At 73.6% G+C, this 26,081-nt stretch carries 23 protein-coding genes; 15 read left to right on the top strand and 8 right to left on the bottom strand.

Annotation, left to right across the window (positions count from 1 at the left end; all coding sequences use genetic code 11):
* Positions 1-40 precede the first annotated feature (40 nt).
* From FL583_RS26955 to FL583_RS26935, 5 genes are read left to right on the top strand one after another with little or no spacing between them, the layout of a single operon-like run.
* Positions 41-1,324 carry an ABC transporter substrate-binding protein gene (locus FL583_RS26955; RefSeq protein ID WP_142707636.1) on the top strand — a complete coding sequence of 428 codons (1,284 nt, stop codon included), beginning with the start codon at positions 41-43 and terminating at the stop codon, positions 1,322-1,324.
* A gap of 24 nt (positions 1,325-1,348) precedes the next feature.
* The gene (locus tag FL583_RS26950) at positions 1,349-3,043 is read left to right on the top strand and encodes a class I adenylate-forming enzyme family protein (protein ID WP_142707635.1); all 1,695 of its coding nucleotides are present in this window, start codon (positions 1,349-1,351) and stop codon (positions 3,041-3,043) included.
* Positions 3,040-3,426, top strand: a complete 387-nt coding sequence (locus tag FL583_RS26945) for a nuclear transport factor 2 family protein (protein WP_142707634.1) — start codon at positions 3,040-3,042, stop codon at positions 3,424-3,426. The genes FL583_RS26950 and FL583_RS26945 overlap by 4 nt, the downstream gene beginning before the upstream one ends.
* Positions 3,410-4,942, top strand: coding sequence for a class I adenylate-forming enzyme family protein (locus FL583_RS26940; protein WP_142707633.1), 1,533 nt, complete (start codon positions 3,410-3,412; stop codon positions 4,940-4,942). The genes FL583_RS26945 and FL583_RS26940 overlap by 17 nt, the downstream gene beginning before the upstream one ends.
* On the top strand, positions 4,932-5,891 hold the full coding sequence (locus tag FL583_RS26935) for an NAD(P)H-dependent flavin oxidoreductase (RefSeq protein ID WP_142707632.1): 960 nt from the start codon (positions 4,932-4,934) through the stop codon (positions 5,889-5,891). The genes FL583_RS26940 and FL583_RS26935 overlap by 11 nt, the downstream gene beginning before the upstream one ends.
* Here FL583_RS26935 and FL583_RS26930 read toward each other — a convergent pair.
* Entirely contained in the window at positions 5,830-6,822 is a 993-nt protein-coding gene (locus tag FL583_RS26930; protein WP_142707631.1) for a molybdopterin-dependent oxidoreductase, read from the bottom strand. The two genes, FL583_RS26935 and FL583_RS26930, sit on opposite strands and share 62 nt — an antisense overlap.
* Before the next feature lie 126 nt (positions 6,823-6,948).
* Here FL583_RS26930 and FL583_RS26925 point away from each other — a divergent pair, with 126 nt between their 5' ends.
* Complete coding sequence (locus FL583_RS26925) at positions 6,949-7,632, top strand: MOSC domain-containing protein (protein WP_142707630.1); 684 nt, start codon at positions 6,949-6,951, stop codon at positions 7,630-7,632.
* Here the strand turns inward: FL583_RS26925 and FL583_RS26920 are convergent.
* The 3 genes from FL583_RS26920 to FL583_RS26910 form a co-directional block, all read right to left on the bottom strand.
* A complete protein-coding gene (locus FL583_RS26920; RefSeq protein WP_142707629.1) occupies positions 7,598-9,307 on the bottom strand; it encodes a cholesterol oxidase substrate-binding domain-containing protein in 1,710 nt (569 codons plus the stop codon). The genes FL583_RS26925 and FL583_RS26920 overlap by 35 nt on opposite strands.
* A gap of 187 nt (positions 9,308-9,494) precedes the next feature.
* Complete coding sequence (locus FL583_RS26915) at positions 9,495-12,530, bottom strand: AfsR/SARP family transcriptional regulator (protein WP_142707628.1); 3,036 nt, start codon at positions 12,528-12,530, stop codon at positions 9,495-9,497.
* Positions 12,531-12,576: 46 nt separating this feature from the next.
* Positions 12,577-13,899 carry an LLM class flavin-dependent oxidoreductase gene (locus FL583_RS26910; protein WP_205752485.1) on the bottom strand — a complete coding sequence of 441 codons (1,323 nt, stop codon included), beginning with the start codon at positions 13,897-13,899 and terminating at the stop codon, positions 12,577-12,579.
* A 70-nt stretch (positions 13,900-13,969) separates the two neighbouring features.
* Here FL583_RS26910 and garR point away from each other — a divergent pair, with 70 nt between their 5' ends.
* The 3 genes from garR to FL583_RS26895 are packed head-to-tail and all read left to right on the top strand — an operon-like array spanning position 13,970 to position 17,074.
* Positions 13,970-14,857: a 2-hydroxy-3-oxopropionate reductase gene (garR, locus tag FL583_RS26905; protein WP_142707627.1), complete on the top strand. Its 888-nt coding sequence runs from the start codon at positions 13,970-13,972 to the stop codon at positions 14,855-14,857.
* A 55-nt stretch (positions 14,858-14,912) separates the two neighbouring features.
* Positions 14,913-16,166 carry an enolase C-terminal domain-like protein gene (locus tag FL583_RS26900; protein ID WP_142707719.1) on the top strand — a complete coding sequence of 418 codons (1,254 nt, stop codon included), beginning with the start codon at positions 14,913-14,915 and terminating at the stop codon, positions 16,164-16,166.
* Positions 16,127-17,074, top strand: a complete 948-nt coding sequence (locus FL583_RS26895) for a 2-hydroxyacid dehydrogenase (protein ID WP_142707626.1) — start codon at positions 16,127-16,129, stop codon at positions 17,072-17,074. The genes FL583_RS26900 and FL583_RS26895 overlap by 40 nt, the downstream gene beginning before the upstream one ends.
* Before the next feature lie 10 nt (positions 17,075-17,084).
* Here FL583_RS26895 and FL583_RS26890 read toward each other — a convergent pair whose 3' ends face one another.
* Genes FL583_RS26890 through FL583_RS26875 form a run of 4 tightly spaced genes read right to left on the bottom strand, consistent with a single transcriptional unit; the run spans position 17,085 to position 18,950 of the window.
* Positions 17,085-17,504, bottom strand: coding sequence for a phosphatase domain-containing protein (locus tag FL583_RS26890; RefSeq protein WP_205752484.1), 420 nt, complete (start codon positions 17,502-17,504; stop codon positions 17,085-17,087).
* Complete coding sequence (locus FL583_RS26885; protein ID WP_142707624.1) at positions 17,501-18,169, bottom strand: nucleotidyltransferase domain-containing protein; 669 nt, start codon at positions 18,167-18,169, stop codon at positions 17,501-17,503. Before FL583_RS26885 ends, FL583_RS26890 begins: the two co-directional genes overlap by 4 nt.
* Positions 18,166-18,726 (bottom strand): hypothetical protein, encoded by a 561-nt coding sequence (locus FL583_RS26880; RefSeq protein WP_142707623.1) that lies wholly within the window; start codon positions 18,724-18,726, stop codon positions 18,166-18,168. Before FL583_RS26880 ends, FL583_RS26885 begins: the two co-directional genes overlap by 4 nt.
* Before the next feature lie 2 nt (positions 18,727-18,728).
* Positions 18,729-18,950, bottom strand: a complete 222-nt coding sequence (locus tag FL583_RS26875; protein ID WP_142707622.1) for a hypothetical protein — start codon at positions 18,948-18,950, stop codon at positions 18,729-18,731.
* An 89-nt stretch (positions 18,951-19,039) separates the two neighbouring features.
* Here FL583_RS26875 and FL583_RS26870 point away from each other — a divergent pair, with 89 nt between their 5' ends.
* Genes FL583_RS26870 through FL583_RS26845 form a run of 6 tightly spaced genes read left to right on the top strand, consistent with a single transcriptional unit; the run spans position 19,040 to position 26,076 of the window.
* Entirely contained in the window at positions 19,040-21,727 is a 2,688-nt protein-coding gene (locus FL583_RS26870; RefSeq protein ID WP_142707621.1) for an ATP-binding protein, read from the top strand.
* 60 nt (positions 21,728-21,787) lie between these two features.
* Positions 21,788-22,225, top strand: coding sequence for a VOC family protein (locus FL583_RS26865; RefSeq protein ID WP_142707620.1), 438 nt, complete (start codon positions 21,788-21,790; stop codon positions 22,223-22,225).
* Positions 22,226-22,230: 5 nt separating this feature from the next.
* On the top strand, positions 22,231-22,419 hold the full coding sequence (locus FL583_RS26860; RefSeq protein ID WP_142707619.1) for a bleomycin resistance protein: 189 nt from the start codon (positions 22,231-22,233) through the stop codon (positions 22,417-22,419).
* Positions 22,416-23,741, top strand: a complete 1,326-nt coding sequence (locus FL583_RS26855) for a dihydrolipoyl dehydrogenase family protein (RefSeq protein ID WP_142707618.1) — start codon at positions 22,416-22,418, stop codon at positions 23,739-23,741. Before FL583_RS26860 ends, FL583_RS26855 begins: the two co-directional genes overlap by 4 nt.
* Positions 23,738-25,357: a DHA2 family efflux MFS transporter permease subunit gene (locus tag FL583_RS26850; RefSeq protein WP_142707617.1), complete on the top strand. Its 1,620-nt coding sequence runs from the start codon at positions 23,738-23,740 to the stop codon at positions 25,355-25,357. The genes FL583_RS26855 and FL583_RS26850 overlap by 4 nt, the downstream gene beginning before the upstream one ends.
* Positions 25,354-26,076, top strand: coding sequence for an SDR family oxidoreductase (locus tag FL583_RS26845; protein WP_142707616.1), 723 nt, complete (start codon positions 25,354-25,356; stop codon positions 26,074-26,076). The genes FL583_RS26850 and FL583_RS26845 overlap by 4 nt, the downstream gene beginning before the upstream one ends.
* The last annotated feature ends 5 nt before the right edge of the window (positions 26,077-26,081 follow it).

Genomic DNA, 26,081 nt, shown 5'->3' with positions numbered 1-26,081 from the left:
CGCGGCCCGCGTGCTGCACCCCCACCCCGGAAGGAACGCAATGACGCGCAGACTCCTCACCTCGTTCGTGCTCGCGGCGGTGACCGCAGGCACGCTCGCTGCCTGCGGCAGCAACAGTTCCGCCGGCGACGATCCGGCCGACGCCGCGTCGGCCCAGAAAGGCTCCATCGACGTCGAGAACTGCGCCGATCCGGACGCGGCCACCAGGAAGATCACCGGCACGCTCAAGGTCGGCTGGTCGGCCGCCACGTCCGGGCCGCTGGCCGACGCGGTCGGCAACGTCATCGAGGGCATGGAAGCCCGGTTCGCGGTCGAGAACGCGGCCGGCGGCGTCGGCGGCGTCAAGCTCGCGGTCGTCGTGAAGGACGACGCGTTCAACCCGGAGCGGGCCCGCACCAACGTCGGCGAGCTGATCGAGAAGGAGAAGGTCGACGTGCTCGACACGTTCGGCTCCGGTCAGCTCGACGCGATGTCCGACGCCCAGAACGACGCCTGCGTCCCGCTGCTGTTCGGCCAGGCCAGCGTGCCGGCCTACCGCGACGCGACGAAGTTCCCGTGGACCACCGAGTACCTGCCGTCGGCCGACGTCGAGATGAAGGCCGTCGTCGAGGGGCTGAAGAAGAAGTACCCGCAGGGGGCGAAGGTCGCGCTGGCCGCGAACCAGACCGAGTCGGGTCAGGGTTACGCGAACGGATTCAAGAACGCGATCGAGGGCACGAACTTCACGATCGCCAAGGAAGCTCCGCTGACCGACCCGAACACCGCCGCGTCCGCGCTGAAGGCGTCCGGAGCGCCGATCCTGGTCGACGCCGGGGTCACCACCGACTGCCTGGCGCTGACCCAGGCCATCGGCCGGGTCGGCTGGAAGCCGGAGACCGTGATCCAGCCGTCGAACTGCGCCGACGGCGCGACGCTCTACGCGCCGGCCGGGGCCGCGGCCGACGGGCAGCAGATCATGCGCTGGCTCAAGGACCCGGCCGACGCGGCCTTCGCCGACGACCCGGCGGTGAAGGACTACCTGCAGAAGGTCGCCGCGAACGGGGCCGACTCGCCGACGAACACCTACACGCTCAACGGCTGGGCGATCGCCGACCTGATGATCGACGTCTTCAAGTCCGCGGCCAAGGCGAAGGACGGCCTGTCCCGGCTCTCGATCATGGAGGCCGCGCGGACCCAGGATTACCAGCCGCCGATGTTCATCGACGGGATCAAGTTCACTATGACGCAGGAGAAGTCGCTGGGTATCCAGGCGTTCCAGCCGTTCACGTGGCACGCCGACCAGAAGCGGTTCCTCGCGTCCGGTGACGTTCTGAACGCCGCCTGATCCTCGCTCGAAGGAGAGCTAGCCGTGGCAGTCAGTCGTGGTCTCCACCCAGCGTCCAAGGTCGCGGATTACGTCGCGCGGGGCTGGTGGAGCTCGGAAACCGTCGATCAGATCTTCCGCGACACGGTCGGGGCGCGGGCCGACCACCCGGCGATCGCCGACCCGGCCAACCGGGTGGCGTTGCTGGGTGGGGAGCCGCGTCGCCTGACCTGGGCGGAGCTCGAGGCCGAGGTGACCTGGCTGGCGGCCCGGCTGCTCGACCTCGGGCTGCGCCGGGGTGACGTGCTCGGGGTGCAGCTGCCGAACACGATCGAGCTCGCCGAGGTGTACCTGGCCGCGTGGACGCTCGGCGTCGTCGTGTCGCCGCTGCCGATGCAGTACCGGGAGCGCGAGGTCGTCGAGATGGCGCGGCAGGCGTCCTTCCGCGCGTTCGTGACCGCGGCCGCGTTCGGCGGCCGGTCGCCCGCGGCCGAGGTGGAGTCGGTCCGCGACCGGCTCCCCTCGCTGGAGGCGGTCGTGACGTTCGGCTTACCCGCCGAGGGTGCGGGGTGGAGTCCGACTCCCGCGTCGGCGGACGACCGGGAGCGGGTCGAGGCGCATCGGGCGGCGGACCCGAACGACGCCAACGACGCGTTGACGATCTGCTGGACCTCGGGGACGGAGAGCGTGCCCAAGGGGGTGCCCCGGTGCCATCTGGACTGGCTGGCGATCTGCTGGGCGACCGTCGACGCGCCCCGGATGGTCGCCGACGACGTGCTGCTCAACCCGTTCCCGATGGTGAACATGGCCGGCATCAACGGCATGTTCCTGCCCTGGATCCGAACCGGCTGCCTGCTGGTGCAGCACCACCCGTTCGACCTCGGGGTGTTCCTGCGCCAGATCGCGGAGGAGCGGGTCACCTACACGGTGGCGCCGCCCGCCATGCTCTGGCTGCTGCTCTCGGATTCCCGTCTGCGGGCACAGGCGGACCTCTCCACGCTCACCCGAATAGGATCGGGGTCGGTGCCGCTCCAGCCGGACATGGTCCGCGGCTGGCAGGAACGGTTCGGGATCAGCGTCATCAACTTCTTCGGGTCGAACGAGGGCATCGGGCTGCTCTCCAGCCCGGAGGACTTCCCCGACCCGGCCGACCGCGCCCAGTTCTTCCCGCGCTACGGCGCCCCCGGCGTCACCTGGTCGTCGCGGATCTCGGAGTGGGTGTCGATCAAGCTCGTCGACGTCGAGACCGGCGAGGTCATCACCGACCCGGGCAAGCCGGGTGAGCTCCATCTGGGCGGGCCGACCGTCTTCGCGGGATACCTGAACGGCGGCGCGCCGTTCGACGAGGACGGGATGCTGAAGACCGGGGACATCTTCGAGATCGCCGGCGCCGAGAACCAGTTCCTGCGGTTCCTCGACCGGGCCAAGGACCTGGTCATCCGGGGCGGGATGAACATCGCCCCGGCCGAGCTCGAGGGACTGATCGGGGCGCACCCGGCGGTCGCCGACGTCGCGGTGGTCGGCGACCCGGACGAGGTGCTCGGCGAGAAGGTGGCCGCGATCGTCGTGCTCGCGCCGGGGGCGTCGCTGACCCTCGACGAGCTGGTCGCGTACCTGCGCGATCAGAAGATCGCCTCGTACAAGCTGCCGGAACGCCTCGAGATCCAGGAGGCGCTGCCGCGCAACCCGGTCGGCAAGGTCCTCAAGCGCGAACTTCGGCGGACGGGAGCATCGGCATGACCGACGTGGACGTGGCGCGGCGGATGTTCCGGGCCTGGGACGACCTCGACTGGGACACCGCGATCGACCTGTTCGCCGACGACGCCGTGCTGCACAGCGTCATGCAGGAGCCTCTGGTCGGGAAGGAGGCCATCGCCGGGCGGCTCCGGCAGCTGGCGTCGGGAGCGACCTGGATCCACCTCGACATCAAGGCCCTCGGGATCATCGACGGGCGGGTGTTCGTGGAGCGGGTCGACCGGTTCACGTTCAACGGGCACCTGGGTGAGGTGCCGGTCGTGGGCATCCTGCGGATCGCCGACGGGCTGGTCACCGAGTGGCTCGAGTACTACGACCGGGCGACGCTGCTGCGGGGAATGGGCCTGGGCAGTGACTTCGCCGAGTGACTCGTCGTGGGCGCACCTCGTCGTGGCCTCGATGGAGCGGCGGCGGTCCGACGTCGCGTTCCGGGGGCACGGCGTCGTGCGCACCCACGGCGAGTCGCGGGACCGGGCGGTGCGGTTCGCGCACGCGCTGACGGCCCGGGGGGTCGGGCCCGGGTCGCGGGTGGCGCTGGTCGTCGAGGACCGGGCCGACGCGGTCGAGGCGTACCTGGGGGTCGGGCTCACCGGCGCGACCGCGGTCCACGTCAACGACCGGCTGGCCGGTCCGGAGATCGCCGGGATCCTCGACCGCGCCGACGCGTCGGTGGTCTGCGCGACCGCCGGGCACCTGGAGCGGGTCGCCGACCTGCTCCGGGGCTCGGGCACCCCGCTGATCGCGCTCGGCCTGCCCTCCTCCGAGGACCTCGCCGCGAGCGGGTCGACCATGGTGCCGGACGCGCTCGCCGAGCCCGACCGGCCGGGGATCGTCGGGTTCACGTCCGGGACGACCGGCACGCCCAAGGGCGTGGTGCACACCCACCGGAACCTGGCCCGGATCGTGCGGCACATGCCGGCCCACGACGGGCTGCGCTGGGGCAGCCGGTGCGGGTTCACCGGGACGCTGGCGTTCGTGGCCGGCGTCTGGGGCGTCGTGCTCCCCCACCTCTACGTCGGCGGGGAGATCTCGTTCCTGGCCGGGCTCGACCCCGAGCGCTGGGTCGACGCGATGATCCGCGAGCGCACGAACTTCACCTACGCCCCGACGCCGCTGATGCGCGCGTTCGCGGCCGAGGTGCGCCGCCGCCCGGCCGTCCTCGAGCAGCTGGACGGCGTGCTCCACTCGGGATCGCTGGCCGACCGGGACACGGTCGCCGACCTGGTCGACGCGATCGGCCCGCGGTACGTCGAGACGTACGGGATGACCGAGACCGGCGCCCCGGTCACCGCCACCGTGCCGGACGACTGGCGCCCCGGCAGCGGCGCCGACGACCCGTACGCGTCGGCCGGGCGTCCCGTCCCGATCGCCTCGGTGACCGTCGTCGGGCGCGACGGGGCGAGCGTCCCCAGCGGAGAGACCGGCGAGATCGTCGTCCGCAGTGAGACGTTGTTCGAGGGGTACCTCGGCGATCCGGGCGCGACGGCGGAGGCGTTGCCCGACGGGGCGCTGCGCACCGGGGACCTGGGGGCGCTCGACGACGCCGGGTACCTCTACGTGCGCGGACGCCTGAAGGACATGATCGTCACCGGGGGCATGAACGTGTACCCGGCGGAGGTGGAGCAGGTGCTGGCGCTCGGCGACGGGGTCGCGGAAGTGGCGGTGTTCGGGGTGTCGCACCCGCGCTGGGGCGAGACCGTGACCGCCGCGGTCGTCCCGCGGCCGGGCGCCGTCGTCGACCCGTCCGCGCTGGAGACGCTGGTCCGGAGCCGGTTGGCGTCGTACAAGAAGCCGACCGCGATCCACGTCGTCGAGTCGCTGCCGCGGACGGCCAGCCTGAAGGTGCAGAAGGACGAGCTGCGGAAGAGGTTCGATGCTTCCTGAGGTTCTCAGCCGCCTGCGGCTACCCGTCCTTTGCGCCCCGATGTTCCTGGTGTCGGGGCCGGAGCTGGTGATCGCCGCGTCGCGGGCCGGGGTGCTCGGGTCGTTCCCGGCGCCGAACTGCCGGACGGCGGCCGAGCTGGACGAGTGGCTCACGACGATCCGGGCCGGGGTGGGCGACGCGCCCTGGGCGCTCAACCTGGTCACGCACCGGACGAACTCCCGGCTCGCCGACGACCTGCGGCTGGTCGCCGAGCACCGGCCGCCGATCGTGATCACCGCGCTCGGCTCGCCGGCGCCCGCCGTCGAGATCGTGCACGGGTACGGCGGGCTGGTGATCGCGGACGTGATCGACCTCCGGCTGGCCCGGAAGGCCGCGGCCGCCGGGGTCGACGGGCTGGGGCTGGTGTCGGCCGGGTCCGGTGGGCACACCGGGCATTTGTCGCCGCTGGCGTTCGTGCCCGCGGTGCGGTCGTTCTTCGACGGGTTCCTCGTGGTCGGCGGCGGGGTCGCGGACGGGTTCGGCATCGCCGGGGGGCTGGCGACCGGGGCCGACCTGGTGTCGGTCGGCACACGGTTCCTGGCCACCGCGGAGAGCCGGGCGGTGCCGGAGTACAAGCAGATGGTCGTGGACCACGGCCCCGACGACCTGGTGATCAGCGCGGCCGTCACCGGCACGCCGGCGTCCTGGCTGCGTCCGAGCCTGGAGCGGCACGGCATCGACCCGGCCGCGTCGGTGGCGCGCGCCTACGACAGCGCGGCCCCGGCGTCCCGCTGGAAGGACCTGTGGGCGGCCGGCCAGGGGCTGGGCGCGATCACCGAGGTCGCGCCGACGGCCGACGTGGTCGACCGGCTGGAGGCCGAGTTCCACGCGGCGGTCGCCCGGTTCGTCAGCTCAGCGGGAACACCGACTGGGCCCACGGTGGCCGGTTCGACGGCTGGATCGACGTGACCCACTTGACCCACCAGAACCCGCGCCGGCCCGGGGCCACGATCCGGGCCGGGAAGCCGTGGCCGGGGGTGAGCGGGCGGCCGCCGACCGCGGTGACCAGCCAGACGTCGTCGAGCGTGTCGGAGCCGAACCAGCGGGCGTAGCCGGTGACCGAGCGCACCTCGACGCTGCGCTGCGGGTCGAGGCCCTCGAACAGGGTGCTGAGGCGGACGCCGTCCCAGTCCTGGCGGCTGTACCAACCGCTGGTGCAGTCGAGGATCGCAGTGAAGTGCTCGTGCGGGAGCGCGTCGAGCTCGGCCAGGTCGAGTGTTCTCTCGCCGATCCTCAGGCGCCAGGCCCCGGGATCGACCCGCTGGATGCCGTCGTTGATCCAGGACGTGACCTCGAGTTCCGGCTTGGGGACCGAGCCGGTGAAGCGCCGGCCGGTGGCCGCGAACGTGTCCCAGGCGGCCGTGGCCACCGCCGCCCCGGCACCGAGGACGGCCAGCCGGAGGAACGCCCGGCGGTCGGCGTCGGACCGGCGGGGGCGCACCCAATGCCCGGCGAAGTGGGCCACCACCGCGGCGACTGCGCCGATGGCCGAACCGACGTGGATCTGCATCAGCGTCAGCGGGCCGACGTCCTCGACCCGGCCGGTGGAGTGCAGCAGCCCGCTGCCGATCGTGACCAGGACGAGGACCAGCAGCGCGATCGACAGCGCCTTGGTCGGCCGCTTCTGGCGCGGGTTACGCAGCCCGCGCCGGATCACGACGGACTTCCAGGGCGCGAGGAGCAGGATCGCCAGCGCCCCGGCGGCGTGCAGCTGGATCAGGTCGAGCGGCCAGTTCACCCCGATCGTGTTGGCCGACAGGCCGGTGATCACCCCGGCGACGAGGAGCAGGCCGAGGACGAGGTCCACCCGACGACCGCCCTGCCGGGCCCTTACGCGCACGTCTGCACGCTAGCTCGGTGATAACGTCGGTGGGCCGGTCGAGAGGCGCTGCAGCAGGCTCGGAACGTCTGCCACGCTCGATCCGGCGCCTTCCTCGACCGAAGGGCGCCTCCTGCGGGAGGCACGATGATCACGGTCGGACGGGTGGCCGCTCTCTACCGGTACCCGGTGAAGTCGATGGCCGCCGAGCCGGTGGACGCCATCGAGGTCTCGTGGCACGGGCTGGCCGGTGACCGGCGCTGGGGGTTCGTCCGGCCGGGGAACATGTCGGGGTTCCCGTGGCTGACGCTGCGCGAGCGCAACGATCTGGCCCGGTACGTGCCGCGGCTGGCCGATCCGGGGGTGGTCGTGCGCACGCCCTCCGGGACGTCGTACGACGTCCTCGATCCCGAGCTGGCCCGGGAGCTCGGCGGAATCCCGATGAAGCTCGACCGGGGCACGTTCGACAGTGCCCCGATCTCGCTCCTCACCACTCGCGCTCTCCGCGACCTGGCCGCCCTGGTGGGCGAAACGCCCGACCCGCTACGGTTCCGCCCGAACGTCGTCATCGAGACCGACGAGCCGGAGGAGGCCTGGGTCGGGGGTTCGGTCACGCTGGGCGAGGTCCGGGTCCGGGCCGACCGCCGCGACCGGCGCTGCGTGGTCGTGAACGTCGACCCGTCCACCGGCCGCCGCACCCCGCAGACCCTCCGCGCGATCGCCACCCGGCGGGGGAACACGTTCGGTGTCTACGGCTCCGTCGAACTCCCGGGCCGGCTGGCGATCGGTGACCCGGTCACGGCAGCAGCACGTCCAGGAACGTGTTGCTGAAGACGCGGTGGGGGTCGGCGGCGTTCAGCGTCGCCCTCGCGGTGTCCCAGTTGTCGCCCGCCGCCTGCCCGGCCCGCAGACTCTGCGGAATCCGCCCGGTCAGCGCGGCCGTGTCCGTCCAGGCTCCGGACGGAGTGACCGCCCAGGCCTTCGACCACTCCGGCCGCACGGTCGCGTAGTTCCCCGAGTAATTGCCGACGATCCAGGCCTCCATCTCGGCGTAGAACGCGTCGCAGTCCGGCGTCCCCGGGATCGTCCCCATGTCGAGCCACACGACCGTGTCCCACTCCGGGTGGTCCGGGCGCGGCCGGGCCGCCGAGAGCTGCGGGCTGACCCCGCCGCCGGTCACCTCCGACGGCTTGTCCACGCCGGTCACCCGGATCTCCACCGGGCCGTTCATCGGGAACTTGTTCTGGGCCTGGTACGCGGTGATCCGCTCCTGGTACTCGACGTAGAACTCGTGCACGACCCGCTGCACGTTCGAACGCGCACACAGCACCGCGTACCCGGCCTCGACGATCCGCAGCGTCGTCGGCTGCACGTACAGCAGCAGGTTCTTCGACCAGCCCCAGATGTCCCACGTCCCGGTGACGATCAGCCCCGACCCGACGACCGAGATCTGGAAGTTCTCGAACGCGACGGTTCCGCTGGTGTCCCCCCGCACCACCGACGACAGGAAGTCACTGGCCTCCGGCGAGAGGAAGTTCGCGAACGTGTACGAGTACGGCGCCGACACCGACTTCGACAGCAGCGGCTTCGACGGCGCGAGAGTCCACACCTTGAGCCACGGCCGATCCGTGAACGGGAACCAGATCGCCTCCACCCGCCCGCTGGAGTTCACGTACGAGGACAGCGTCCGCCCCGACGTCCCCGGCGCGGCGAACAGCGTCGCGGTCGGGATGTCGTAGAAGCTCTGGCAGCGCAGCCGCTTGTTCGCCCCGACCTGCAGCGTCGCGCTGACCACGAACGCCCGCCCCAGGTGCACCAGGAACGCCGAGATCTCCGGCTGGGTCCGGGTCAGCGTCCTCAACACGTAGGCCGAGCCGTTCCAGGCCACGACCGTCAGCGACAGCACCGCGTTGCTCAGCGTCCCGTAGCTCGTCCCCGGGACCCGGGTCTCGCCGGTCGCCGGCACGGCCGAGCCGTGTGCCCCGATCGCCAGCACGCCGCCGATCGTCAGGTTCCCCGGTGCGGTCAGCGCGGCCAGCCCGTACCCGGCGTTCTCGAGCGCGACCGTCAGCTGGTCGACCGTGGCCCCGGCCTGGACGGTCACGCTCCCGCTGCCGACCGAGATCCCGGCCAGGTGCTTGGTCAGGTCCACCAGCACCACCGCCGACACGTCAGCGCCGGCCGGCAGCAACGTCGGCGACCAGCCGTGGCCCATGCCCTTCGGGCGCACCCGGTACCCGTGGGCCCGGGCCCAGTTGGCCACCGCGACCACCGCGTCGGCCGAGGCCGGCGCGCAGGTCCAGACGTCGGCCAGGTCGATCTCACCCGACCAGTTCTTGTATCCCTCCTGGTACAGCTCGATTCCGGACGGGAAGTCCGGCGGCGCGGCGATCGTGGCCGCCCCGGCGGGTAGTGCGAAGGATTCTCCGGCCACCAGACCGGCGGCGATGGCCGCCGCGGCACCTTTGAGGACGGTCCGCCGGCGAACGGGATGTGCGGCTCCCATTGCCCCTCCTCGGGGTCAGTAAATGACCAAGCAATTGCTTGGGGCCGCACACCGTACCGGAGATGTGTAGGTCGCGTATAGAGGCGGGTGTGACGCTGGGCCACCCGGGTGCGCCCGGGGCCCGGAGGGGGGACTCGAAACGGGGGGCGGGTGCGGGTGGCGGCCCGCACCCGCCCCCCGTCTCGAGTCAGGCTTCCGATGATTCCAGCAACTGCGCCGCGGTGGCGGCACCCTCGGCGTCCCCGGCCGTGACGAACAACGCATGCGCTTCCCGCCAGGCCTCGGCGGCGGCCGCCGGTTCATTCAGCGCCGGATCGTTCAGGGCCCGGCCGAGGAGCACCAGCGCGGCGGCCTGGAAGCGCGGCCAGCCCCGCGTCCGCCACAGCGCGACCGACTCGCGCAGGTACTCGGCCGCCTCGGCCGGGCGCCCCTCGTTCAGCGCGATCTCGCCGAGGATCCCCAGCGCGTCGGCCATGTGGTGGGTCATCCGGTGCTCGCGGGCCAGCGCCAGCGCGGCCTCGGCCGACGGGCGCGCCTCGGCGTCGCCCCGGCGCAGGTGCAGCCGGGCCAGGCCGATCCGGGTCAGCGCCGACGTGTACGAGTCCTGGTGCCGCTCGGAGATCGCCAGCGACTCGGTCAGGAACGCCTCGCCCTCGTCGAGCAGGCCGTACTCGCTGTACCCGATGCCCAGGAACTGCAGCACGGTGGCGATCCAGCGCGGGTTCCCCAGCTCCCGGGCCCGCTCGAGCGCGCGCTGCAGATGGTCGACGGCCTCGGCCAGCTGGACCGACTCCCGGTACGCGAGCGCCAGCGCAACGTGCGCCCGGGCCTGTCCGCCCAGGTGACCCACCTCGGTCGCCCAGGCCAGCGCCTGTTCGGCGGCGGCGATCCCCTCGTCCCGCCGTCCGGCCGCGGTCAGGCCCCACGAGTACATCCCGGCCGCGTCGGCCGCGCCGCCGAGCTCGCCCAGCGCGACGAACTTCTCCTGCAGCGCCAACGCGTCGGCCAGCGAGCCGGCCATCGCCTCGCGGCTCTGGTCCTCCGCGATCCACGTCTCGACGTCGACGAGCCCGCGCAACATCACGGCCTCCCCGCGCCGGTTGCCCGCCCGCCGGCACGCGGCCAGCACCAGCCGGTTCGTCGCCGCCCACTCCGCGTACATGCCGCGGACGTCGAAGTACTTCTCCAGCCGCTGGGCCAGGTCGAACGCGACCTCGTGCAGCCCGGCCGCGCAGGCCTGCCGGATCACCGCGCGGGCGCCGGCCTGCTCGGCGTCGAACCAGTCGAGCGGCTCGATACCGGCCAGGTCGTCCAGCACCGCCGACACGTCCGGCCGGTAGGCGGGCCCCGGAAGCGGCGCGTAGCACGGCCCTGGCAGCCCCGGTTCCAACTGCTCGGCGACCGCCAGCCAGCCTCCGGCCGCGGTCCGCAGCACCGTGTCGGCCGAGTCGGCGGTGCCGGCGTCCCGTGCGTAGAGCCGGACCAGATCGTGGAACCGGTACCGCGCCGGCCCGGCCGCGTCCGTCCCGACGGCGGTCAGCACGTGGGCGTCCACGAGGTCGTCGAGATCGCGGGAGGCGCGCTCGGGCGACTCGTCCGACAGGACGGTGGCGAGCCACCCCGGGAGGTCCGGCCCGTCGACGGTGGCCAGCGCCCGGAAGAGCCTCCGCGCGGACGGACGCAGCGCGTCCTCGCTGAGCGCGAGCGACGCGCGGACCTGCAGGTCGCCGATGTCCAACCGGTCCAGGCGACGCTTCTCGTCGCGCAGCAGCGCGACCAGCCGGGCCAGCGTCCAGCTGGGCCGGGAGGTCAGCCGCGCGCCCGCGATCCGGACGGCCAGCGGCAGGCCGCCGCACAGGTGCACGACGTCGGCAGCCTCGGTGTTGGCGGTGCCGTCGTCGTCGACGCGGGCGTCGTTCACGATCCGCGCCAGCATGTGGACGCCGTCCTCCTCGCCGAGGACGTCCAGCTCGGACCAGCGGGCGCCCTCCAGCCCGGACAGCCGGACCCGGCTGGTGAGCAGCACCGTGCAGCCGGCGGTGCCCGGCAGCAGCGGCCGGACCTGCGCCTCCGATGCCGCGTTGTCGAGCACGACCAGCACCCGGCGGCCGTCGAGCAGCGTGCGGTAGAGCTCGGCCCGCTCGTCCGGGTCGGGCGGCACGGCCGGGCTCGGGACGCCCAGCGCGCGGAGGAAGCGGGCCAGCACGTCGGCGGCCGGCACCGGGTTCGGACCGGCCCCGGCCAGGTTCGCGAACAGCCGCCCGTCCGGGTAGGCCGGCGCGGCCGAGTGCGCGACGTGCACCGCGAGCGTGGTCTTGCCGACGCCGGCCATGCCGGTGATGCCCAGCACGGTCAGCCCGGCCGGCGGCGTGTGCGGGGACAGCGCCTTGCGCAGCCGGCGCACCTCCTCGGTGCGCCCGGTGAAGTCGGCGACCGCGGGCGGGAGCAGCGCCGGGGGCCGGTGCTCGGGCGGCGCGGGCTCGTCGAGCAGCTGCGCGTACAGCCCCTGCAGCGCCCGGCCGGGGTCGACGCCGAGCTCGTCGGCGAGCGCGGCCCGGATCGTCTCGTAGGCGGCCAGCGCCTCGGTCCGCTGGCCGGTCGCCTGCAGCGCGCGGATGTACGCGACCCATAACCGCTCGCGCAGGCGGTTCTCGGCGGCCGCGGCGGCCAGCTCGGCCACCAGGCCGGCGTGCTCGCCGAGCGCGAGGCAGGCCTCGGCCCGGTCTTCCACCGCGGTCAGCCGGCTCTCGGCCAGCCGGGCCGCATGCGGCACGAGCCAGCCCAGGTCGGCCAGGTCGGGCAGGAACGGTCCCCGCCACAGGCCGAGGGCCCGCGTCAGGTGGTCGAGCGCCTCGCGGTGGCGTCCGCGGTCGAGCGCCCGCCGGCCGTCGGCCGCGAGCGCGTCGAACACGTCGACGTCACACTGCGCGCCGTCGACGTCCAGCCGGTAGCCGGCCGACGACGTGACCAGCCGGGACGATCCGCCCGGCGCCACCTGGTCGAGGACGTGCCGGACCCCGAACACGTAGGAGTGCAGGTTCGCCCGGGCCGAGGAGGGCGGATAGCCGTCCCAGAGCGCGTCGATGATCTCGTCGGCCCGGATCACCGAACCGGCCCGGAGCAGCAGCATCACGAGCAACACGCGCTGTTTCCGGCGCCCCGCGGCGACCGGGCGACCGTCGGCCGCCTGGACCTCGAGGTCGCCGAGCAGGCGGAACGCCACCAAGAGTCCTCCGGGAACGCTTTTGTCTACATGAGACTACAAGGCGTCAGCCATACCGGCTGCGGGGCACCGGCAACCCGAGATTCTCACGGTGGGTGGTGCCCCGGTACTCCCCCGTGTACACCCCACGCTTCTTCAGCTCGGGCACGACCAGCTCGACGAACTGCTCGACGCCGACCGGGATCGACGAGAACGCCAGCATGAAGCCGTCGGCCGCCCCGCCGGTGAAGCGCTTCTCGATGAAGTCGGCGATCGTGTCCGGCGTGCCGACCAGGAACCGGCTGCGCAGCATCGCCCGGTTGATCTGACGCAGCGTGAACCGCCCCACCCCGACCAGCCGCTTGATCTGCGCGTGCACCGACTGGACCTGGTTGGTCGGCGCCGACAGGTCGGGCTGGAACACCTCGTCCATCGGGTGGCTGCTGACGTCGAACTGCAGGTAGTGCGAGAGCCAGTCGAGGCTCAGCCGGTCGGGGGTGAGCTCCTCGACCAGGTCGAGGTACTCCTCGGCCTGCTTCGTCGTCTCGCCGATGATCGGGGAGAGCGCGGGCAGCACCTTGAGGTGGTCGGGGTCGCGGCCGTTGGCCCTGGCCCGGGCCTTGTAGTCGTCGTAGAGGGCCTGGGCGGCCTTGTGGCCGCCCGGGTCGAGCGTGAAGACCGCCTCGGCGGTGGCCCCGGCCAGCGCCCGGCCGGCCTCCGACGCCCCGGCCTGAAACAGCACCGGGCGGCCCTGCGGCGGGCGGGCGATGTTCAGCGGGCCACGGACCGTGAAGAACTCGCCCCGGTGGTCGAGCCGGTGGAGCTTGGACGCATCGGCGAAGTAGCCCGACTCCTTGTCGTACCGGAACGCGTCGTCGTCCCAGGAGTCCCACAAGCCCTCGACGACGTCGATGAACTCCTGGGCCCGGCGGTAGCGGACCGTGTGGTCGAGGTTGGCGTCCCGGCCGAAGTTCCAAGCCTCCTCGTCGCTGGCGCTGGTGACGACGTTCCAGCCGGCCCGGCCGGACGACAGGAAGTCGAGCGAGGCCAGCTTGCGGGCGACGTGGTAGGGCTCGTTGTACGTGGTGGAGACCGTCGCGGCCAGCCCGATCTGCTCGGTGACCTGGGACAGCGCGCCGAGCAGCGTGAACGGCTCGGTGCGGATGTTCACGACGTGGTCGATGCCGGAGCGGTAGCGGTCCCAGACGTAGAGCTCGTCGGCGATGAAGAGCGTCGCGAAGCCGCCGCGCTCGGCGGTGCGGGCGAAATCGCGGTAGTAGCCGACGTCGAGGTAGCGCTCGGGCTGGGCACCGGGGAGCCGCCAGCTCGCCAGGTGCTCGCCGCCCGGATAGAAGATCATCGCGCCCAGGATCAGGGATCTCTCCGTCACGGCCCCACTCTACGGAGCCTCTTCGCCGATGGCTTGCTCCGTCCGTAGGCGGGCCCTAGCGTGCACGGATATGCAAATCGGATTCATCGGACTCGGCATCATGGGCAGACCCATGAGCCGCAACCTGCTCGCCGCGGGCCACGACCTCGTCGTCAGCGAGCACAACGCGGCGGCCGCCGAGGAGCTCGCCGCCGCCGGGGCCCGCACCGCGAAGACCCCGAAACAGATCGCCGAACAGGTCGACTTGGTCCTGACCATGCTGCCGAACTCCCCGCACGTCCAGGACGTCGCCCTGGGCCCGGACGGCATCGTCCACGGGGCCCACGCCGGGCTCGTCCACGTCGACATGAGTTCGATCGCGCCGGGCGTCGCCCGGCGCGTGGGCGCGGAGCTGGGCCGGAGCGGCGTCCGGATGCTCGACGCGCCGGTCAGCGGCGGGGAGCCGAAGGCGATCGACGGGACGCTCTCGTTCATGGTGGGCGGCGACGCCGCCACGTTCGACCAGGTCAAACCGGTTCTGGACGTGATGGGGGCGTCGGTCGTCCGGGTCGGTGACCTCGGGGCGGGAAACGTCGCGAAGCTGGCCAACCAGGTCGTGGTCGCGCTGAACATCGCCGCGGTCGGCGAGGCGCTGGTCCTCGCGCAGAAGGCCGGGGTCGAGCCGGAGGCGGTCGTCGCGGCGATCCGCGGCGGGCTGGCCGGCAGCGCGGTCCTCGACGCGAAGGCCCCGATGATGCTCGACCGGAACTTCACGCCCGGTTTCCGCCTCGACCTGCATGCGAAGGACCTGCTCAACGCGCTCGACACCGGGCACGAGCACGGGGCCGCGCTCCCGCTGACCGCCGCCGTGCTGGAGGCCGTGACGAGCCTGCAGGCGACCGGGCACGGCGGGGAGGACCACAGCGGGCTCGTCCGGTATTTCGAGGCCCTGTCCGGCGTCGAGCTCCGGAAGGGCTGACGTGCCGCCGCGGGTCGTGGACCTCCAGGTGTTCCCGGTGGCCGGGCGGGACAGCATGCTGCTGAACCTGAGCGGCGCTCACGCGCCGTACTTCACCCGCAACGTCGTCGTGGTGGAGGACTCCTCCGGCCGGATCGGGCTCGGCGAGGTGCCGGGTGGCCCGTCGATCACGGCGACGTTGCGGGAGTGCGCGCCGCTGGTCGTCGGCGCGTCGGTGGCCGACTACCGGTCGGTGCTGTCGCGGATCCGGACGACGTTCGCCGACCGGGACGCGGCCGGTCGCGGCACGCAGACGTTCGACCTGCGGACGACGATCCACGTGGTGACCGCGGTCGAGTCGGCGCTGCTGGACCTGCTCGGGCAGTTCCTGGAGCTGCCGGTGGCGGCGCTGCTGGGGCCGGAGGGGCAGCAGCGGGAGTCGGTCCGGATGCTCGGGTATCTGTTCTACGTGGGCCCGCGTGAGTCCGCACCGGTGACCGACGTGCCCTGGTACCGGGTGCGGCACGAGGAGGCGCTGACGCCGTCGGCGATCGTGGCCCAGGCGTCGGCCGCGGCCTCGCGGTACGGGTTCCGGGACTTCAAGCTGAAGGGCGGGGTGCTGCCGGGTACGGAGGAGGCGGCCGCGGTGCGGGCGCTCAAGGAGCGGTTCCCCGACGCCCGGATCACGCTCGACCCGAACGGGGCCTGGTCGCTGGCGTCGGCGATCGAGCTGGGCCGGGAGCTCGGGGACGTGCTCGCGTACGCCGAGGACCCGTGCGGGGCCGAGGACGGGTACTCCGGGCGGGAGATCATGGCCGAGTTCCGGCGCGCCACCGGTCTGCCGACCGCGACGAACATGATCGCGACCGACTGGCGTCAGCTGCGACACGCGATCGCGCTGGGCAGCGTCGACATCCCGCTCGCCGACCCGCATTTCTGGACGATGCAGGGCTCGGTGCGGGTGTCCCAGGTGTGCGCCGACGCGAGCCTGGTCTGGGGCTCGCACTCGAACAACCACTTCGACATATCGCTGGCCATGTTCGTGCACGTCGGGGCGGCCGCGGTGGGGACGTACACCCCGCTGGACACGCACTGGATCTGGCAGGAGGGGCGGGAGCGGCTGACCGTCTCACCGCCGGAGATCCGGGACGGGGCGGTGGACGTGCCGGCCGGCGGCGGGCTCGGGATCACGCTCGATCGGCCGCGGCTGGAGGCCGCCCACGACCTGTACCGGTCGCTGGACCTGGGGGCGCGGGACGACGCGGCCGGCATGCAGGCTTTGATACCGGGATGGACGTTCGATCCGAAGAAGCCGGCGCTGGTGCGGTGAAGGTCGTGCAGGTGGGGCCGCTGGGGGCGGGCCTGTCGGCGAAACTGGCCGCCGAGTACGGTGCGGTCCGCTACTCCGACGGGCCCGACGCGGTGCTGGCCGTGACGTCGGGCAAGGGCGGGATGACCGCGGCGCTGATCGACGCGATGCCGTCCCTGCGGGCGATCGTCACGTTCGGCGTCGGCGTGGACGGCACCGACCTGGACGCGGTCCGGCGGCGCGGGCTCCTGCTGTCGAACACCCCCGGCGTGCTCACCGACGACACGGCCGACACGGCGGTCGCGCTGCTCCTGAACGTGCTGCGCGGGTTCAGCGCGAACGACCGCTGGGTGCGGGCCGGGAACTGGGCCGCCGGCGGCTCGTACCCGCTGACCCGGCGGGTGAGCGGGTCGAAGGTCGGCATCCTCGGCCTGGGCCGGATCGGGCTGGCGGTCGCGCGCCGGCTCGAGACGTTCGGGGTGTCGCTGGCCTACCACAACCGGCGGCCGCGCCCGGACGTGCCGTACCCCCACGTCGGGTCGGTGCCGGAGCTGGCCGCGTGGGCGGACGTGCTGGTCGTGACCGCCGCGGGCGGCCCCGGTACCCGCGGCCTGGTGACCGCCGAGGTGATCGACGCGCTCGGCCCGGGCGGGTACCTGGTCAACGTGTCGCGCGGGACGGTGGTGGACGAGGACGCGCTGGTGTCGGCCCTGGTGGAGGGGCGGCTGGCGGGCGCGGGCCTGGGCGTCGTCCGGGACGAGCCGCACGTGCCGACGGCGCTGCTGGCCCTGGACAACGTCGTGGTGCTGCCGCACGTGGGGAGTGCGACCGTGGAGACGCGCCAGGCGATGGCCGATCTGGTGCTGGCGAACGTCGCGCAGTTCTTCCGGGATGGAACGCTGGTGACGCCCTACGACGTGAGCGGGTAGCCGAGGTGGGTCAGAAGTTGCCGTCGGCTACCTGGAAACAGACCAGGCCGAGGCGGCGCCACATCCGCACGACCTGGTTGCGGTCGTCGAGGACGAACGCCACCTCGTACCGGTCCCGGACGTACCGCTCGTAGATCTCCCTCTTCACCACGTCGTCCCGCCGGTTGTCCTTCGCCCGGCGCATGTGCAGCTCGCGGTACGGCACGTCGAGGTGGTGCGTGAGCCACGACTCGGTCTGCCGGCGGCACGACTCGTCGCGGCCGGAGAGGACGACGATCGCGTGGCCGGCCGCCGACAGCGCCCGTACCGCGGTCACGACCGCGGCGACCGGGACGTCCTCGCCCACGCGGTGCCAGTCGTAGGGCGATCGGTCGGTGACCCGTGCGGCCAGCGTCCCGTCGACGTCGACCAGCACCGTCGACGGCTTCACCGGTACGCCTCCCGGACGCGCAGCAGCCACGCCTCCACCACCGGGGTGTCCGGCTCCGCGGGCAGCGGCGAGCGGGTGGCCGCGAACCGTTCCTCGGCCGCGGCCAGCGCGGCCCGGGCCACCGACGGGTCCGCGGCGACGCGCTCGCCGAACTCCCGGTAGCGCTCCGGGTCGGCCAGCCGCAGCGTCAGCCGCCCGGTCGCGTAGTACTCGTAGCCCTGGTCGAGCAGCCGCAGCAGGTGCCGGGCGTGCTTCGACCGACGACTGCGCATCTTCGACTGGAACTGCCCGGTCGTCAGCAGGCGCTTGAACTGGCTGGTCGCGTAGCCGAAGTACGCGTTCCTCACCCCGTCGGCCGAGGCGAACGCACCCCGGATGCCCACGAGCTCCTCGCCCAGCGGAGAACCGACCTCGTACGACGGCAACCACAGCAGCTCGGTCGCGGTCGGGTTCGACGACAGGCACAGCATCGCGAGCTTGCGGGCCTCGTGCATCGTCACGTCCGGATCGTGCTCGACGACCGTCGCGGCGCGGTCGATCGGGAGCCGCAGGCCGTGGAACGCGACCGCCGGGGCCGCGAACACGCCCAGGCGATCGACGTCCGAGTCGGCGTGGGCGAGCCCGTAGGCGTTCGAGCCGACGACGCCGAGGAGCAGGGTGTTCACCCGGATGATTGTCCGGGGGTGGCCAAGCGGTTTGCGAGGATCGTCGCCGCGAACGCCATTCGGTGGTCCTTGCCCCACGGCGCCCCGAACACCGCGCGGGGGGCGTCGAGCACGTTCCCGGCCAGCGCGACGGCCCGGCTCTGCACGTCCCGGGCCTCGAACAGGTGCACCTCCCAGCCGCGCTCCCGCGCAGCCTCGGCCAGCACCTGCCGGTACATCACCGAGTCGGCCCGCGCCTCGTACGGCACCTTGCGCTGCGTCGCGACGTCGGCCGGGAAGTCCGGCGGCCAGGCCCGCAGTGACATCGACACGATCGGCCCGGGCAGGTCGTCCAGAGCCGAGGCCACGGCCCGCGCGGACGACGCGCGCACGCGCGCGACCAGCGCCACCACCTCGTCGTCGGACAGCACCGCCGAGGAGTGGCTCAGGCCGTGGACCGGGGCCACCGGCACCCCGGGCTCGACCAGGTCGATCCGCCGCCGGTCGACGACCTGCTCCGACGACGACGCCACCACCGCCACGGCCCACCCGAAGTGATGAGCGATCCCTACGCGCACCCTCAGAGGGTAGAGCCGTCCCCCGGCCGCAGGGTGTGTTCCGGCTGCACGTACGTGCCGGCCGCGCGCATCGCCCGATCGGTCTGCGCGCGGGGGCTCAACGGCAGCCGGCTCTCGTTCGCCGGATGCGGGTCTTCGAGACGCTGTCCACGGGCCGCGATCTGCCATCGCCGGGCCGCCACGGCGCCGAACGCCACGATCACCAGAATCAGCACGATCACCATGCTGTTCCGGTACCCGCACCGACCCCCATCTCACACCGTGAAAATCGTCGGAAATGGAGTCCGGATCGTGCGACAGTGTTCGCGCGAACATGGGGACGCAACTGCTCGGACGCGCTGCCGAATGCGAGCAGCTCGATCGGCTCGTGGCCGATGTGGCCGGTGGCACGAGCCGAGTCCTGATCCTGCGCGGCGACGCCGGGGTCGGCAAGAGCGCGCTCCTCGAGCACCTGCTCGCGAAGTCCGATTCGTACTGCCGCATCTCGGTCACCGGCGTCCAGTCCGAGATCGAGATGGCCTACAGCGGCCTGCACCAGCTCTGCGCGCCGCTCCTGCACCACCTCGATCACCTGCCCGCCCCGCAACGCACCGCGCTGGCCACGGTGTTCGGCCTGGAGGACGGGCCCGCGCCCGATCCGTTCCTGGTCGGGCTGGCCACGCTCAGCCTGCTCGCCGAGGGCGCCGAGCGGACCCCGGTCGTCTGCGTCGTCGACGACGCCCACTGGCTCGACCGGGCCAGCGCCCAGGTCGTCGCGTTCGTCGGCCGCCGGCTGCTGGCCGAGCGGATCGCGATCGTGTGCGCGACGCGCACCGACGTCCTGCCCGGGCTCCCCGACACGACGATCCACGGCCTCGGCGACGTCGACGCCCGGACGCTGCTGCGCCGCAGCGTCCCCGGCGGGCTCGATCCGGCCGTCCGCGACCAGATCATCGCCGAGAGCCACGGCAACCCCCTGGCGCTCATCGAGCTGCCCCGTACCTGGCAACAGGCCGGTGGTTACGGCTTCCCGGGCACCGGGCGGATCGAGCCGGTGGCCGGGCGGATCGAGCAGAGCTACACCCGGCGCATCACCACGCTCCCGGCCGACACCCAGCTGCTCGTGCTCGTCGCCGCGGTCGAGCCGCTCGGCGACGTCGTCCTGCTGCACGCGGCGAGCGACGCGCTCGGCCTCGACCTGGCCGCGGCCACCCCGGCCGTCGACGCCGGGCTGCTCGAGATCGGCGGCAGCGTCCGGTTCGCACACCCGCTGGTCCGCTCGGCGGCCTACCGCGTCGCGAGCGTCTCCGACCGGCGGCGGGCCCACCGGGCGCTGGCCGAGGCGCACCCCGACCCCGACCGGCGGGCCTGGCACCGCGCCCAGGCGGCGGCCGGCCCGGACGAGGACGTCGCCGCCGAGCTCGAGCGGTCGGCCGGACGCGCGCAGTCCCGGGGTGGTCTCGCGGCCGCGGCCGCGTTCCGCACCCGGGCCGCCGAGCTGACGCCCGACCGGCGCGTCCGCGTCCGGCGCGCGGTCGACGCCGCGTTCGCGGGCGTCGCGGCGGGCGCCGTCGACAGCGCCCGGACCCTGCTCGCGACGGCCGCGGCCGGCCCGCTCGACGAGCGGCAGCAGGCCCGCACCGACCTGCTGCGGGCCCAGCTCGCGTTCGTCACCAGCCGCGGCCGGGGCGCGACCCCGCTGCTGCTGGCCGCGGCCCGCCGGCTGGAGCCGCTCGATCCGCCGCTCGCCCGCGAGACCTATCTCGACGCGATGGTCACCGCCTGGCTGGGCTCGCGCCTCAGCGACGTCGACCCGGCCACGGTGGCCGAGGCGGTCCCGCGCGCGCCGACCGAGACCCCGGTCGACTTCCTGCTCGACGCGTTCATCGCGCTCACCGGCGATTTCGCCGACGCCGTCCCGGCCTGCCGGGCCGCGCTGGCCGTGCTGCGCGACGACGACGCTCCCGAGAGCCATCTGCGCCGGCTGTGGGAGGGCACGATGCTGGCGATCGAGCTCTGGGACGACGAGAGCTGGGACGTCCTCTCCGAGCGTCATCTGCGGGCGGCCCGGCGGGTCGGCGCGCTGCAGGAGCTGCCGTTCATGCTGGGCGGCCGCGCGCCGCTGCTGATGTACCGGGGCGAGCTCTCGGCCGCCTGGGCGCTGGCCGAGGAGAACTACGCGATCAACGAGGCGACCGGTATCCCCACCGCCGCGTACGGCGCGGTCTGCGTCGCCGCGGCCCGGGGCGACGAGCCGCTCGCCCGCCGGCTGATCGCCGAGGCGATCAGCGCGGCCGAGGCCACCGACGAGGGCACCGGCATCGCGCTGGCCGAGTGCTGGCACGCGCTGCTCTGCAACGGCCTGGGCCAGTACGACGAGGCACTCGCGGCGGCGGTCCGCAGCACCGAGAACGCACACGAGGTCACGATCCCGGCCTGGGCGCTGCCCGAGCTCGTCGAGGCCGCCACCCGGCACGGCTCGGCCGACGTCGCGGTCCGTGCGCTGGCCCGCCTGTCCGAGCGGACCCTGGCCAGCGGCACCGACCGCGCGCTGGGCGTCGAGGCGCGCTGTCGCGCGCTGGTCACCGGCGACGAAGCGTCGTTCACCGCCGCGCTCACGTACCTCGGGCGGACGCGGGCCCGCGCGGATCTCGCCCGGGCGCACCTGGTCTACGGCGAGTGGCTCCGCCGGGAGAGCCGCCGGGCCGACGCCAAGCAGCAGCTCACGACCGCGTTCGAGATGTTCGCCCAGTTCGGGATGGCCGCGTTCGCCGAGCGGGCCCGGCGGGAGCTGCTGGCCGTCGGCGCCGCCGTGCGCAAGCGCAGCGACCCGCAGACGTCCACCGAGCTGACCGTCCAGGAGGCTCAGATCGCCCGGCTGGCCCAGGACGGCCTGTCCAATCCGGAGATCGGCGCCCACCTGTTCCTCTCCGCCCGCACGGTCGAGTGGCACCTGCGCAAGGTGTTCGGCAAGCTCGGCATCACGTCCCGCCGCCAACTCCGCAAGATCGACCTGCCCTAGGGGGCCGAACCAGGGAGTCTCCCTGGGTCGGGGTACGGCCGGCCGGTCCACGCTGAGCCCATGGATTTCAAACTCGAAGTCGTCGTCATCCCGGTGTCCGACGTCGACAAGGCCAAGGACTTCTACACCGGCCTCGGCTGGCGGCTCGACGCCGATCTCGCCACCGGTGACGCGTTCCGGGTCGTCCAGGTCACCCCGCCGGGCTCCCCCGCGTCGGTCATCTTCGGCGCCGGGTTGACGACGGCGACGCCCGGGTCCGTGCAGGGGCTGCAGCTCGTGGTCGACGACATCGCGGCCGCGCGGGCGGAGATCGCCGCACACGGCGTCGGCATCAGCGACGTCTTCCACGACGAGGGGGGCGTGTTCCACCACGCCGGGACCACCGGGCGGGTCACCGGTCCGGCGCCCCGCAGCTACGGGTCGTTCGCCTCGTTCGCGGACCCGGACGGCAACGAGTGGTTCCTGCAGGAGATCACGACCCGCCTCCCGGGCCGGTGAACGCCGTGGACGTGGGCACGCTGGCCGGGCTCCTGGAGGAGGCCGAGGACCACCACGGCGCCTACGAGGCGGTCGCACCGCCGCACCACTGGTGGGACTGGTACGCGGCCTACATCGTGTCCCGGGCCGACGGCCACCCGTCCGAGCAGGCCGTCGCCGACGCCGGGCGGCACATGGAATCGATCCTCTCGTGACCGACTACGACGTCATCGTCGTCGGCGGCGGGTCGCCCGGCGAGCACACCGCGGGCGCGCTCGCCGACGGGGGCCTGCGGGTGGCGCTGGTCGAACGCGAGCTGGTCGGCGGCGAGTGCTCGTACTACGCCTGCATCCCGTCGAAGACCCTGCTCCGTCCGGGCGAGGCCGTGCACGCCGCCCGCGAGGCCCAGGCCACCGCCGAGGTCGACGTCGCGGCCGCGCTGGCCTGGCGCGACTTCATGGTGTCGGACTACTCCGACGCCGGTCAGGAGCGCTGGCTCGCGTCCAAGGGCATCGACCTGATCCGCGGCCTCGGGCGGCTGGCCGGGCCGGGCGTGGTCGAGGTCGGCGGCGTGCGCTACACCGCCGGCGATGTCGTGCTGGCCACCGGCGCCGACCCGGTGATCCCGCCGATCCCCGGCCTCCGCGACCTGCCCGGCGTGTGGACGAACCGCGAGGTCACCGGCATGAAGGAGGTCCCGCGCCGGCTGGTGGTGCTCGGCGGCGGCCCGGTCGGCGTCGAGATGGCCCAGGCGGTGCGCCGCCTCGGCGGCGAGGTGGTGCTGGTCGCGGGCGACCGACTGCTGGCCCGCGAGGCCGCGCCGCTCGGCGCGGCGCTGGCCGAGGTCCTGCGTCGCGACGGTGTCGAGGTCGTCCTCGGTCCCCGGGCGACGGCGGCGCGCCGCGACGGCGAGTCCTCCGTCCTGGTTCTCGACGACGGCCGGGAGGTCAGCGGTGACCGTCTGCTGGTCGCGACCGGCCGGCGGCCGCGCACCGAGGGCCTCGGTCTGGAGACCGTCGGGATCTCGGCCGACGGTTCCGGCATTCCGGTCGACGCCCACCTGCGCGCCGCCGAGCGCGTCTGGGTCGTGGGGGACGCCACGGGCGCGTTCCTGCTCACCCACGTCGGCAAGTACCAGGGGGACGTGGTGGCGGCGAACCTGCTCGGCGAGCCCCGGGAGGCGAACTACGACGCGGTCCCGCGGGTGGTCTACACGGATCCGGCGGCGGCCGCCGTCGGGGCGACCTCGGCGACGTACGAGGCGACCGTGCCGCTGAGCGAGATCGCGAAGACCGAGACGTACACCCGGGCCTACGCCGAGTCGAACGGGTTCCTGACCCTGCTGTCCGACGGGACCCGGCTGACCGGGGCGTACGCGCTCGGCCCGGAGGCCGGCGAGTGGCTGCAGCAGGCCACGCTGGCGATCCGGGCCCGGGTGCCGCTCGACGTCCTGCGCGACACGATCCAGCCGTTCCCGACGTTCTCCGAGATCTACGTGGGGGCGCTGCTCGCGCTGCGGAAGGCGATCGGGGCATGAGCGCGCCGGGCCTGATCACGCTGCGCAGCCCGGCCGGGGTCGCGCTGATCGCGGCGACCGTGCTGGCCTCGATGGTGAGCTTCCTCGACGCCAACGTCGTCAACGTGGCGATCCCGGCCATCGGCCGGGACCTCGGCGCCGGCCTGGCCGGCCTGCAGTGGGCGCTCACCGGTTACCTGCTCTCGGTGGCCGCGCTGCTGCTGCTCTCCGGCGCGCTGGCCGACCGGTTCGGACGCCGCCGGGTGCTGGAGATCGGGCTGGCGGTCATGCTCGTGGCCTCGATCCTGTGCGCGCTGGCCCCGTCGGTGGGGACGCTGATCGCGGCCCGGGTCGTGCAGGGCGCCGGGTCGGCGCTGGTCGTGCCGACGAGCCTGGCGCTGCTCAACGGGGCGCTGCGGGTGCCGGACCGGGCCCGCGGAATCGGGATCTGGGCCGCGATCGCGACGATCGGGACCACGCTCGGCCCGTACGCGGGCGGCTGGTTCGTCGACCACGCGTCCTGGCGGTCGGTGTTCCTGCTGAACGTGCCGCTGATCGTGGCCGGGCTGATCGTCCTGCGGTTCGTGCCGGAGTCGCCGGAGGCCCGGCGGGCGCTGTCGCTGGACGCGGTCGGGGCGGTCCTCACGGTCGTGGGGCTGGGCGGGGTGATCTACGGGCTGAACACCGCGTCCGGGTCGGGCTGGGGCAGCGCGTCGGTGTGGGTGCCGGTGGTGATCGGGGTCGTCGCGCTGGCCGCGCTGGTGCCGGCCGAGCGGCGGATCCGGGCGCCGATGCTGCGCCTCTCGCTGTTCGGCTCGCGTCAGTTCGACGCGATCAACGTGGCGACCGTGCTGTTCTACGGGGCGCTGGCCGCGGCCGGGTATCTGCTGGTGCTCCAGTGCGAGCTGCGGCTGGGGTACTCGGCGGCCGCGGCCGGGGCGGCGCTGATCCCCTCGTCGGTGGTGTTCCTGGCCGTGTCGCCGTGGAGCGGGGTGCTCGTGGCCCGGCTCGGGCCGCGCTGGTTGATGGTGGCCGGGATCCTGGTCGCCGCGGTGTCGTTCGGGTGGCTCTCGTTCGCGCAGCCGGGGTCGTCGTACGGGGCGGTGATCCTGCCGTCGGCGTTGCTGTGGGGGCTGGGGATCGGGCTGGCGGTGGCTCCGCTGACCGCGGCGGTGCTCGCGGCCGTGCCCGACGCCGACCTCGGCGAGGCGTCGGCGGTCAACGACGCCGCGTCGCGGCTCGGCGGGTTGTTCGCGGTCGCCGCGGTGCCGATCCTGGCCGGGGCCACCGGCGGCGACGGGCTGGCCACCGCGCTCGGCTCCGGCTACCGGCCGGCGATGCTCGTGCTGGCCGGGGTGGCGGTGGCCGCTGCGCTGGTGACCGCGCTGTTCGTCAGCGACGCCCGGCCGGCGTCGCCGGTGCCGGCCGTCGTGCCACCCGGCCCCCACCACGGCTGCGCCCCTCCGACGGCCACGGCCACGGCCACGGCCGCCGCCGCGGCGCCGGCGGGAGCCCCGTCCGCGGAAGCCCCCGCGGAAGCCCCGTCCGCGGACGCCCCCGCGGAGGCCCCGCGCGACGGCAACCCGCCCGCCACCGATCCGGCCGTCGCGCCGGCGTCCGAAGGGAGTTCTTCGTGAAGCTCACCGGCCAGACCGTCGTCCTCATCGGAGGAAGCTCGGGGATCGGGCTCGAGACCGCCCGGGCGGCGCGCGCCGAAGGCGCCGACGTCGTGCTCGTCGGACGGTCGGCCGAGCGCCTGGCCGCGGCCGCGGCCGACGTCGGCGCGACCCGCACCGCGACGTTCGACGCGGCCGACCCGGACGGCCTCCACCGCTTCTTCGACGACCTGCCCGACCCGATCGACCACGTGCTCACCACCGCCGGAGGCGCCTACTACGCCCCGCTGGCCGACCTGGACTTCGCCGAGGCCAGGCGCAACGTCGACGAGCACCTCTGGGCCCAGCTGCACCTGGCCAAGGCGGCCGCGCCCCGGATCCGCCCGTCGGGAACGATCCTGTACGTCGGCGGCACCGGAGCCCGCCGCCCGGCGCCCGGCCTCATCCTGGCCGCCGCGATGACCGCCGCGCTCCCGGCCATGGCCGCCGGGCTGGCGATCGAGCTCGCCCCGGTCCGGGTCAACGTGATCGCGGCCGGGTTCGTCGACACCCCGCTCTCGGCCCGCCTCCTCGGCGACGACCTCGACGAACGCCGGGACCAGCTCCGCCGCACGCTGCCGATCGGCCGGGTCGTCGGCCCCGAGGACGTCGCCGCGCTGGCCGTCCACCTGATGACGAACACCGCGCTCACCGGCGCCACGTACGACGTCGACGGCGGTCAGCAGTTCGTCCGCGCTTGAATGGG

Source organism: Cryptosporangium phraense (genome assembly GCF_006912135.1).
Lineage (GTDB): Bacteria > Actinomycetota > Actinomycetes > Mycobacteriales > Cryptosporangiaceae > Cryptosporangium > Cryptosporangium phraense.
Note: the sequence above shows the minus strand (reverse complement) of the source record. Positions and strands in the feature narration are given on the sequence as shown.